The sequence below is a fragment of the Kitasatospora sp. NPDC028055 genome, from assembly GCF_040637885.1.
Lineage (GTDB): Bacteria > Actinomycetota > Actinomycetes > Streptomycetales > Streptomycetaceae > Kitasatospora.
On the sequence record NZ_JBEZXE010000020.1, the window covers coordinates 67,671 to 80,188 of the forward strand.

Annotated in this window: 3 protein-coding genes; all 3 read left to right on the forward strand. The window is 76.0% G+C overall.

The features are described from left to right. Window positions 1-135: 135 nt before the first annotated feature. A complete protein-coding gene (locus AB0F71_RS21070) occupies window positions 136-672 on the forward strand; it encodes a hypothetical protein (protein ID WP_360236522.1) in 537 nt (178 codons plus the stop codon). A 128-nt stretch (window positions 673-800) separates the two neighbouring features. Further along, on the forward strand, window positions 801-1,832 hold the full coding sequence (locus AB0F71_RS21075; protein WP_360236524.1) for a 3-oxoacyl-ACP synthase III family protein: 1,032 nt from the start codon (window positions 801-803) through the stop codon (window positions 1,830-1,832). Between the two features lie 108 nt (window positions 1,833-1,940). Next, on the forward strand, window positions 1,941-12,518 hold the full coding sequence (locus tag AB0F71_RS21080; RefSeq protein ID WP_360236527.1) for an SDR family NAD(P)-dependent oxidoreductase: 10,578 nt from the start codon (window positions 1,941-1,943) through the stop codon (window positions 12,516-12,518).

Genomic DNA, 12,518 nt, shown 5'->3' on the forward strand with positions numbered 1-12,518 from the left:
TTCAGCGGCGCATTCGCCGGGCGACGGGGGGCGGTTCAGCGGACGCGCCGGGCCGGTTTAGCTCCGTTGCCTAGCGTGATCGGTGCGCCGTTCCACCGGCGCCGTCCCCGTCCTTGTGCTGATCGGAGTTGTCGCATGGCATCGATTTCCCTCCCCGGCCCGCTGGCCCCCGCCGCAGCGGCCCTGCGGGGCCGGCTGCTGGCCTGGCTGGCGGTGCCGCCGCTCGGCCCGACCGGGCCGAACCCGCCGGTCGGCGACCCCGACAACCTGCTCCACCTGACCGACCTCGCCGAGACCCTGATCAGCTACGAGTCCACCAACTCCGATTTCAGCGGGGCCACCCCGACGCTGGACGACCTCGCCCACGTCCGCTACGAGCTGCGCGACCAGCAGGGCGCGCTGGTCGGGACGACCAGGGGGATCGGACGGATGCTGCGCAAGGGCCCGGAGGGCAACTTCCTGGGCTACTTCTCGGAGGAGATCCGGCTGATCGACGGCAACGTCATCCGCACCGGCGGCATCGTCGACGACGCCCGGCTGACCCTCGGCGAGCAGCAGACCATCAAGGCCGTCGCGGTGGCCGGCCCGCTGCGCGGGGCGATCGGCTTCCGCCAGTTCCGGCCGGTGGAGACCCACAAGTCGTACGCCTCGGCGATCGTCCTCTACCGCTGAACACCCTTGCTCCGGGCCGCCGTTCGGCCCGACGCGCACTCCGACCGATGCGCACTCCGACCGAGTACTCCGATCGACGCGCACTCCAACCCGACGCGCACTCCGACCCGGCTGGGAGCAGACCGCAGATGGACCCCGCAGAGATCCGCCTCCTGGCGGCCGGCACCGCGTTGCCGGGCCCGCCCATCGACAACGCCGCCCTGGGCCGCCGGTTCGGCATGGACGCGCTCTGGGAGCAGTGGGTGGACGCCTTCATCGGCACCCGCACCCGGCATCTCGCCCTCGACCTGGAGACCGGTGAGCAGCGCGACACCCTGGCCGACCTCGGCACCACCGCCGGTGGGCGCGCGCTCGCCGCGGCCGGCACCGACCCCGCCGACGTCGACCTCGTGGTGCTCGGCACCGCCACCCCGGACACCCTGATGCCCGCCACCGTCAACCTGATCGCCGACCGGCTCGGCATCGACGGCGTGGCCACCTACCAGTTGCAGTCCGGCTGCTCCGGCGCTGTCCAGGCGATCGACGTCGCCCGCCAGCTGCTCTCCACCGGCCGGCACCGCACCGCCCTGGTGCTGGGCGGCGACGTCATCGCCAAGCACTACGACCTGACGGCCGACCTGCGCGCCGTCCCCCCGGCCGAACTGGTCAACTACGTGCTGTTCGGCGACGCCGCCGGGGCCGCGGTGCTGAGCGCCGACCCGGCCGCCGGCCCGACCGCCGTCCGGGCCTCCTTCGTCCAACTGGCCGGCCGGGGACGGGAACCGGGCCAGGTACTGGAATGGTTCGGCCCGGTCGACCGGCACAGCGGGCGGCCGACGGCCCGGGAGGACTACAAGGCGATCGAGGAGACCGTCCCGCTGTTCGCCGAGCAGATCCTGCACCGGCTGCTCGCCGAGGCCGCCTGGCAGGAGGGCGAGGTGACCCACCTGCTGCCGCCGCAGCTGTCCACCCGGATGACCGCCCGGATCGTCGAGCGCCTCGGGCTGACCGGCGCCGAGGAGATCAGCTGCGTCGGCGAGACCGCCAACACCGGCAACGCGCTGGTCTTCTTCCAGCTCGAACAGGTCCTGCCGAAGCTCTCCCCGGGTGACCGGGCCGCCGCGATCGCGGTCGAGTCCAGCAAGTGGATCAAGTCCGGGTTCGCCCTGGAACACGTCTGACCCCTCCCGGCCCAACCCGCCGCCTCCGGGCCCCGCCGCACCGCCTCCCGGCCCCGCCGCACCTCTCCGGCCCCGCCGCACCCCGAACCATCGAAGGGCAGAGCACGCATGTCGAACGACGAGAAGCTCCGCGACTACCTCAAGCGGGTCAGCGCCAGCCTCCAGGACAGCCGCCTGCGGCTGCAGGAGGCCGAGGCCAGGTACACGGAGCCGATCGCCATCGTCGGGATGGCGTGCCGCTACCCGGGCGGGGTCGGGTCGCCGGAGGAGCTGTGGCGGCTGGTCGCCGAGGGCCGGGACGCGATCTCGGAGTTCCCGGCCGACCGGGGTTGGGACCTGGACGGGCTGTACGACCCGGACCCGGAGCGCACCGGCACCTCCTACACCCGGCACGGCGGCTTCCTGGCCGAGGCGGCCGGCTTCGACGGCGAGTTCTTCGGCATCAGCCCCCGCGAGAGCAGCACCATCGACCCCCAGCAGCGGCTGCTGCTGGAGACCACCTGGGAGGCGCTGGAGAGCGCCGGCCTGGACCCGGCCGCGCTGCGCTCCACTCCGGTCGGCGTCTTCACCGGGATCATGTACAACGACTACGGCTCGCGGCTCAACCCGCTGCCGGCCGCCGTCGAGGGACAGGTCGGCATCGGCAGCGCGCCCAGCGTCGCCTCGGGGCGGATCGCCTACACCTACGGCTTCGAGGGGCCGGCGGTGACGGTGGACACCGCCTGCTCCTCCTCGCTGGTGGCCCTCCACCTGGCCGCGCAGGCCCTGCGCTCGGGCGAGTGCACACTGGCGCTCGCGGGTGGGGCCACCGTGATGGCCACCCCCAACACCTTCGTCGAGTTCAGCCGCCAGCGCGGGCTGTCGCCGGACGGCCGCTGCAAGGCGTTCTCGGCGGGCGCGGACGGCACCGGCTGGGGCGAGGGGGTGGCCCTGCTGCTCCTGGAACGGCTCTCCGACGCCCGGGCGAACGGGCACCCGGTGCTCGCGGTGGTGCGCGGCTCGGCCGTCAACCAGGACGGCACCAGCAGCCAGCTCTCCGCCCCGCACGGGCCCTCGCAGGAGCGGGTGATCCGGGCGGCGCTGGCGGCGGCCGGGCTGGGTACGGCGGACGTGGACGTGGTGGAGGCGCACGGGACGGGGACCAGGCTGGGGGACCCGATCGAGGCGCAGGCGCTGCTCGCCACGTACGGGAAGGGCCGTTCGGCCGGACGGCCGTTGTGGCTGGGGTCGGTGAAGTCCAACATCGGGCACGCCCAGGCGGCGGCCGGGGTGGCGGGTGTGATCAAGATGGTGCAGGCGCTGCGGCACGGTGTGCTGCCGGCCACCCTGCACGTCGACGAGCCGACCGGGGAGGTGGACTGGTCCACCGGCGGGGTGGAACTGCTGCGCGCGCCCGTGGACTGGGCGCCGGGCGAGCGGCCGCGCCGTGCGGGGGTCTCCGCCTTCGGGATCAGCGGGACCAACGCGCACGTGATCCTGGAGGAGGCTCCGGCCGCGGCTGAGGCGGAGGCGGAGGCGGCTCCGACCGAGGGCCCGGCGGTTGCCCCGGTGCTGCTCTCGGCGCGCTCGGAGGCGGCGTTGGGCGCGGCGGCCGAGCGGCTCGCGGACTGGTTGGAGAACGGCGAGGGCGCGCAGGTCGGGCTCGCGGAGGTCGCGGCCTGGACGCTCACCCGGAGCGCCCGGCACCGGATCGGGGCCGCCGTGGTCGCCTCGGACCGGGCCGAACTGATCGGCGGACTACGGGCGTTGGCCGGGCAGTCGGCGCACCCGGCGGTGGTGTCGGGGCGGGCGGCGTCCTCGCCGGGTCGGGTGGCGTTGGTGTTCCCGGGTCAGGGTTCGCAGTGGGTGGGGATGGGGGTGGCTCTGGCCGAGTCCTCGCCGGTTTTCGCGTCCCTCCTGGCGGACGCCGGAAGGGCGCTGGAGCCCTACGTGGATTGGGAGTTGGAGCAGGCACTGCGGGATCCGGTCCTGTTGGAGCGGGTGGATGTGGTGCAGCCGGTGCTGTGGGCCGTGATGGTCTCGCTCGCGGGGCTGTGGCGCTCGTACGGACTGCCGGTGGACGCGGTGGTGGGTCACTCGCAGGGCGAGATCGCGGCGGCTGCGGTGTCCGGGGCGTTGAGCCTGGAGGACGCTGCGGCGGTGGTCGCCTTGCGCAGTAAGGCGATTCGGGCAGTGGCGGGTGACGGCGGGATGGCGTCGGTGCCGCTTCCGGTGGTCGAGGTGGAGTCCTTGATCGCCCGCTGGGACGGCGCGTTGGAGGTCGCGGCGGTCAACGGCCCGTCCTCGACGGTGGTTTCCGGAACGGCTACGGCGATCGGCGAACTGGTGGCCTGGGGTGAACAGCAGGAGGTACGGGTGCGGCGGGTCCCGGTGGACTACGCCTCGCACTCGGCCCAGGTCGAACCCCTCCAGTCCGAACTCCTCGACCTGCTGGGCCACATCAACCCCAAGTCCTCCGACATCCCGTTCTACTCCACCGTCACGGGAACCCTGCTGGACACCAGCGCCCTGGACGCCGGGTACTGGTTCCGTAACCTGCGCAGCCGGGTTCGCTTCGAGGACACCGTCCGCGTCCTGGCCGCTGAGGGCTTCACGACCTTCGTGGAGGCCAGCGCCCACCCGGTGCTGACCGTCGGCATCCAGGAGACCTTGGCCGACCACCCCGACACCTTGGTTACCGGCACCCTGCGCCGCAACCGCGAGGACGACCAACCCCTGCTCCAGGCCCTGGCCGCCGTCGAACTCCACGGCCACCGCCTCACCTGGCCCCTCGCCACCCCCACCACCCCACCCGGCCTCCCCACCTACCCCTTCCAGCACCGCCACCACTGGCTCGACGCCCCCACCCCCGCGGGCGGCCCGGACGCGTCCGCCCACCCCCTGCTCGGCGCGACCGTCGAACGCGCCGACGACGGCGGGCTGGTGCTCACCGGCCGCCTCTCCCCGCGCAGCCACCCCTGGTCGGCCGAGCACACCGTCGCGGGGACGGTCCTGTTCCCGGGTACGGGCTTCGCCGAACTCGCCCTGGCCGCCGCCGAGTCCGCCGGGTCCTCCGCCGTGGACGAGCTGGTCCTGCTGGCACCGCTGACCCTCGGCGAGGCGGTGCTCGACCTCCAGGTCCTCGTCCCGGCCGCCGACCAGGACGGCCGCCGGACCTTCGACGTCTACTCCCGCCCCGAGCACGGCGGCGCGGGCGACTGGACCCACCATGCGACCGGCACCCTGGCCGCCGCGTCGGCCGAACCGGCAACCCCCATCGAGGAGTTCCCCGCCGACTGGCCCCCGGTCGAGGCCGTCCCCCTCGAACTGGCCACCGCCGCCGCGCGGTTCGCCGCCGCCGAGGTCGGCTACGGCCCGACCTACCAGGGCCTGCGCGCCGCCTGGCAGCACGGCGACGTGCTCTACGCGACCGTCGAACTCCCCGAGCCCGCACACCCGGACGCCGCCCGCTACGGCATCCACCCCGCCCTGCTGGACGCCGCCCTCCAGGCCGAGGCGGCGGCCGACGGCCCGGACGGCCCGGACGGCCCCGACGGCCCCGACCGCCCCGACCGCCCCGACCGCCCCGACCGCCCCGCCGAACTGCGGCTGCCGTTCGCCTGGAACGGCCTCGGCCTGCACGCCGTCGGCGCCACCGCGCTGCGGGTGCGGCTGGACCGCCTGGACCAGGACACCCTCAGGGTCCTGGCCGTCGACCCCGAGGGAGCCCCCGTCCTCACCGTCGACACCCTGGTGCTACGCCCGGTGGCCGCCGACCGGCTGACCGCCCCCGCCCCCCGGGGCCCGGCCCGGCCCACCCGCACCCCGGCCCGCCGGGCCGCCGGGCGCACGGCGGGGGAGGGCGGCGCCGTCGAGCGCCTGCGCCGGCTGTCCGGCCCCGACCTGGAGCGACAGCTGCGCGAGCTGGTGCGGGGCGAGGTCGCCGCTGTCCTGGGCTACGCCACCCCCGCCGAGCTCGACCCCGACCGGGCCTTCCGCGACCTCGGCTTCGAGTCCCTCACCGCCGTCCAACTGCGTGACCGGATCGCCGCCGCCACCGGCCTCAAGCTGCCGCCGACCCTGGTGTTCAACCACCCCAGCCCGCGCGCCCTCGCCGAGCACCTCGGCGAGCTGCTGCGCCGCAGCGGCAGCGCACCGGCCACCGCGCCCGCCCGTACCCGGGCCGCCGCCGACGAACCCCTCGCGATCATCGGGATGGCATGCCGCTACCCGGGCGGGGTCGGGTCGCCGGAGGAGCTGTGGCGGCTGGTCGCCGAGGGCCGGGAGACGATCTCGGAGTTCCCGGCCGACCGGGGCTGGGACCTGGACGCGCTGTACGACCCGGACCCGGAGCGCACCGGCACCTCGTACACCCGGCACGGCGGCTTCCTCACCGGCGCCGCCGACTTCGACCCGGCGTTCTTCGGCATCAACCCGCGCGAGGCCGTCGCGATGGACCCCCAGCAGCGCCTGCTGCTGGAGACCTCCTGGGAGGCGCTGGAGAGCGCCGGCCTGGACCCGGCCGCGCTGCGCTCCACCCCGGTCGGCGTCTTCACCGGCCTGATCTACACGGAGTACGGCGGCCGGGTGCGCGGCTCCGCCCCCGAGGCGGAGGGCTACCTCGGCACCGGCAGCGCGGGCAGCGTGGCCTCCGGCCGGATCGCGTACACCTACGGCTTCGAGGGGCCGGCGGTGACGGTGGACACCGCCTGCTCCTCCTCCCTGGTCGCCCTGCACCTCGCGGGCCAAGCGCTGCGCTCCGGCGAGTGCAGCCTCGCCCTGGTCGGCGGCGCCACCGTGATGTCCACCCCGGACACCCTGATCGAGTTCAGCCGCCAGCGCGGCCTGTCGCCGGACGGCCGGTGCCGGGCCTTCGCGGCCGCCGCCGACGGCACCGGCTTCTCCGAGGGCGTCGGCCTGCTGCTGGTCGAACGGCTCTCCGACGCCCGGGCGAACGGGCACCCGGTGCTCGCGGTGGTGCGCGGCACCGCCGTCAACCAGGACGGTGCCTCGAACGGTCTGACCGCCCCGCACGGGCCCTCGCAGGAGCGGGTGATCCGGGCGGCGCTGGCGGCGGCCGGGCTGGGTGCGGCGGACGTGGACGCGGTGGAGGCGCACGGGACGGGGACCAGGCTGGGGGACCCGATCGAGGCGCAGGCGCTGCTGGCGACGTACGGCCAGGACCGGCCTGCGGAACGGCCGTTGTGGCTGGGGTCGGTGAAGTCCAACATCGGGCACGCCCAGGCGGCGGCCGGGGTGGCGGGTGTGATCAAGATGGTGCAGGCGCTGCGGCACGGTGTGCTGCCGGCCACCCTGCACGTCGACGAGCCGACCGGCGCCGTCGAATGGGGGAGCGGTGCGGTCGAGCTGCTGCGCGCACCCGTCGAGTGGGCGCCGGGCGAGCGGCCGCGCCGCGCGGGGGTCTCCGCCTTCGGGATGAGCGGCACCAATGCGCACGTGATCCTGGAGGAGGCCCCGGCCGCCGACGTGTCGGCGCCGGAATCGGAGTCGGAGCCGGTTCCGGTGCTCGCCCCGGTGCTGCTCACGGCGCGCTCGGAGGCGGCGTTGGGCGCGGCGGCCGAGCGGCTCGCGGACTGGCTGGAGGGCCCGGGTGCCCAGGTCGGCCTGTCCGAGGTGGCGGCCTGGACGCTGACGCGCGGAGCCCGGCACGGGTACGGCGCCGCCGTCGCCTCGGGCGAGCGCGCCGAGGTGGTGGCCGCACTCCGCGCGCTGACCGACCATCCGGCGGTGGTGTCGGGTCGGGTGGCGTCCTCGCCCGGTCGGGTGGCGTTGGTGTTCCCGGGTCAGGGTTCGCAGTGGGTGGGGATGGGGGTGGCGCTGGCCGAGTCGTCTCCGGTGTTCGCGTCTCTCCTGGCGGACGCCGCTCGGGCGCTGGAACCGTATGTGGATTGGGAGTTGGCGGAGGCGTTGCGGGATCCGGTCCTGTTGGAGCGGGTGGATGTGGTGCAGCCGGTGCTGTGGGCGGTGATGGTCTCGCTGGCGGGGCTGTGGCGTTCGTACGGGTTGCCGGTGGGCGCAGTGGTGGGTCACTCACAGGGTGAGATTGCGGCGGCGGCGGTGTCGGGGGCGTTGAGCCTGGAAGACGCTGCGGCGGTAGTGGCCTTGCGCAGTAAGGCGATTCGGGCGGTGGCAGGTGACGGCGGGATGGCGTCGGTGCCACTGCCGGTGGCAGAGGTGGAGTCGCTGATCACCCGCTGGGACGGCGCGTTGGAGGTCGCGGCGGTCAACGGCCCCTCCTCGACGGTGGTTTCCGGCACCGCGACGGCGATCGGCGAACTCGTGACCTGGGGCGAACAGCAGGACGTACGGGTCCGGCGGGTTCCGGTGGACTACGCCTCGCACTCCGCCCAGGTCGAGCCCCTTGAGTCCGAACTCCTCGACCTGCTGGGCCACATCAACCCCGGGCCGTCGGAGATCCCGTTCTACTCCACCGTCACGGGAACTTTGCTGGACACCAGCGCCCTGGATGCCGGGTACTGGTTCCGCAACCTGCGCAGCCGAGTCCGTTTCGAGGACACCGTCCGTACCCTGGCCGCCGAGGGCTTCACCACCTTCGTAGAGGCCAGCGCCCACCCCGTACTGACCGTCGGCATCCAGGAAACCCTGGCCGACCACCCCGACACCCTGGTGACCGGCACCCTGCGCCGCAACCGCGAGGACGACCAGCCCCTGCTCCAGGCCCTGGCCACCGTCGAACTCCACGGCCACCGCCTCAGCTGGCCCCTCACCACCCCCACCACCCCGCCCGGCCTGCCCACCTACCCCTTCCAGCACGACCACTACTGGCTCGACCCCGCCCCGGACATCAGCGACCCAGGCCACCTCGGCCTGCAGAGCGCCGACCACCCGCTACTGGGCGCCACCACCGACCTGCCGGACGGCACCGCGCTCTACACCAGCCGGATCTCCACCGGTACCCACGCCTGGCTGCTCGACCACGCCGTCACCGGCACCCCGCTGCTGCCCGCGACCGCGCTGGTCGAACTCGCCCTGCACGCCGGCCACCGCGCCGCCGTCCCGGCCCTGGCCGAACTGACCCTGGAGGCACCGCTGTTGCTCGACGACGGCGCCGTGCACCTGCAGACCACCGTCCAGCCCCCGGACGCCGACGGAGCCCGTGCCCTCGCCGTCCACTCCCGCCCGGCCGCCGCCGGCCCGCAGGAGCCGTGGACCAGGCACGCCACCGCCCTGCTCCTGCCCGACCGCCGGTCGGCCGCCGCCCCCGAGGGCCGCCCGGCGGCCTGGCCCCCGCCCGGCGCCACACCGGTGGACCCGGCCGACCTCTACCCCGGGCTCGCCGACCGGGGTTACGACTACGGCCCGGCCTTCCAGGGCGTCCGCGCCCTGTGGCGCGCCGGTGACGCCGTCTACGCGACCGTCGAACTCCCCGAGGCCGCGCACCCGGACGCCGCCCGCTACGGCATCCACCCCGCCCTGCTGGACGCCGCCCTGCACCCGCTCGCCGCCGGCCTCACCGCCCCCGAGCCCGTCGCCCCCGAGGACGGCACCCCCGAGCCCGTCGCCCCCGAGGACGGCACCCCCGAGGACGGCACCCCCGAGGACGGCACCCCCGTGGACGCCGACCGGGGAACGGCGCTCCCCTTCGCCTGGACCGGCGTCACCCTCAACGCCACGGCCGCCACCAGCCTGCGGGTCCGGCTGACCCGGCACGGCGCCGACTCGGTCGCACTGTCCGCCACCGACCCGCTCGGCGGGCCGGTGCTCTCCGCCGAGCGGATCGCCCTGCGCCCGCTCGCCCCCGGCGCACTCACCGCCGCCCGCCCGGTCGGGCGGGCCGACGGCCTGTACCACCTGGACTGGACGCCCGTGCCCCCGCCGACGGCCGCCCCCGCCGGGCAGGCGGTGGTCGAACTGCCCGAGCACCACCTCTCGACCAACCCCGCAGACCCCACCGACCCCACCACCACCGAACTCCCCGACCCCGCCACCCTGTTCACCACCGCCCCACCCGCCCTCGCCGTCCTGCCACTCACCCTCCCCGAGCACCCGCATCCGCACCCGGCCCCGGCCCCGGACCCGGGCGCCGCCACCACCGCCCTGCTCGCCTTCGTCCAACGCTGGCTCGCCCAGGACCACCTGGCCGACACCCGCCTCGCCGTGCTGACCCGCGACGCCCAGCACACCGGCCCCGCCGACCGCCCGGTCCAGCCCGTCGCGGCCGCCCTCTGGGGCCTGCTGCGCAGCGCCCAGACCGAGCACCCCGGCCGGTTCCGCCTGCTGGACACCGACGGGCACCCCGACTCCCGGGCGGCGCTGGCCACCGCCCTCGCCCTGGACGAGCCCCAACTCGCCCTGCGCCGTGGCACGGTGCTCGCCCCGGCGCTCGCCCCGCTGCCCGCCCGGCCCGAGCTCACCGCCCCCGGGGACGGCCCCTGGCGGCTGGCCCCCACCGGGGACACCCTGGACGCGCTGGCCCTGCTCCCCGCCCCGGACGCCGCCCGCCCGCTCGCCCCCGGCGAGGTGCGGATCGCCGTGCGGGCCGCCGGACTGAACTTCCGGGACGTGCTGATCACCCTCGGCGTCTACCCGGACCGCGCCCTGCTGGGCACCGAGGCGGCCGGTGTGGTCACCGAGGTCGGCCCGGAGGTGACCGGCCTGGCGCCCGGCGACCGGGTCACCGGCCTGGTGTCCGGGGGCATCGGCCCGGTCGCGGTCACCGACCACCGGCTGCTGGCCCGCGTCCCGGCCGGCTGGAGCTTCGCCCAGGCCGCCGCCGTCCCCGCCGCCTACCTGACCGCCCACTACGCCCTGGTCGACCTGGCCGGGCTCCGCGCGGGCGAGCGGCTGCTGGTGCACTCGGCGGCCGGCGGTGTCGGCATCGCCGCCGTCCAGCTCGCCACCCAGCTGGGCGCCGAGGTGTACGGGACGGCCGGGCCCGGCAAGTGGGACACCCTGGCGGCGCTCGGCGTCGACCCGGCCCGGACCGCGTCCTCCCGCACGCTCGACTTCGAGGGGCTGTTCCTGGCCGGGACGGCCGGCGCGGGGGTGGACGTGGTGCTGAACTCCTTCACCGGGGACTTCGTCGACGCCTCGCTGCGGCTGCTGCCGCGCGGCGGCCGCTTCGTCGAGATGGGCAAGGCCGACCTGCGCGACGCCGACCGGATCGCCGAGCAGTACCCGGGCGTGCGCTACCGCTCCTTCGACCTGCTGGAGGCCGGCCCGCAGCGGATCGGCGAGCTGCTGACCGAGCTGCTGGCGCTGTTCGAGCGCGGGGTGCTGACCCTGCCGCCGATCACCGCCTGGCCGGTCGCCCGGGCCGGGGAGGCGCTGCGCCACCTCGGCCAGGCCCGGCACACCGGCAAGGTCGTGGTGACCGTCCCCGCGCCGCTCGACCCGGCCGGCACCGTGCTGGTCACCGGCGGCACCGGCACCCTCGGCGCACTGACGGCCCGGCACCTGGTGACCGAGCACGGCGCCCGGCACCTGCTGCTGGCCGGCCGGCGCGGCCCCGAGGCGGCGGGCGCCGCCGAGCTGGCCGCCGAACTCACCGGACTGGGCGCCGAGGTGACCGTCGCCGCGGTGGACGTCGCCGACCGGGCGGCGCTGGCCGCGCTGCTCGACTCCGTCCCCGCCGAGCACCCGCTGACGCTGGTGGTGCACGCCGCCGGCGCCCTCGCGGACGGCGTCCTGGAGGCCCTCGACCCGGCCGCGCTGGAGGCGGTGCTCGCCCCCAAGGCCCGGGCCGCCCGCCACCTGGACGAGCTGACCCGGCACGCCGACCTCGCCGACCTGGTGCTGTTCTCCTCCGTCTCCGGGGTGCTCGGGGGCGGCGGACAGGCCAACTACGCGGCGGCCAACGCCTACCTGGACGGCCTCGCGCAGCGCCGCGCCGCCGAGGGCCTGCCCGCGACCTCGCTCGCCTGGGGCCTGTGGCAGCGGGCCAGCGCGCTGACCGGGCAGCTCACCGACGGCGACCGGGCCCGACTGGCCCGGGGCGGCCTGGTGCCGCTCACCGACCGGGAGGGCCTCGCCCTGCTGGACGCGGCCCGCGCCACCGGCCGGGCGGCCGTCGTCACCACCCGCTTCGACCTGCGGGCGGGCCGCGCCGCCGGCACCGTGCCCGCGCTGCTGCGCTCCCTGGCGGGCGCCCCCGCCCGGCGCAGCGCCGCCGGTGCGCCCGCCACCGGGGCCCCGGCCCCGCTGCTGGACCGGCTGGCCGGCCTCGACCCGGCCGGGCGGGCCGAGGCCCTGCTCCAACTGGTGGTCGGCCAGGCCGCCGCCGTGCTGGGCCACGGCGGCGCCGGGACCGTCGCCGCCGACCAGGCCTTCAAGGAGATCGGCTTCGACTCGCTCACCGCCGTCGAACTGCGCAACCGCCTGGGCGCGGCCACCGGTCTGCGGCTCGCCCCGACCACGGTGTTCGACCACCCGACCCCCTCGGCGCTGGCCGCCCACCTGCACCGGACCCTGGCCCCCGAGGACGAGGCCGCGCCGGACCCGTTCCTGCGCGAGCTCGACCGGCTGGAGTCCCTGCTGCCCGCGCTGGCCGCCGCGGACGGCGTCCGGGGGGCGGTCGGCCGGAGGCTGCGCGAGCTGCTCTGGCGCCTGGACGACACCCCGGCCGAGGACGACGGCGAGCGCACCGAGGACCTCGCGACGGCCAGCGACGAGGAACTGTTCGCCGCGCTCGACGACGAACTCAACCATCCCGGAACGGAGGTCTGA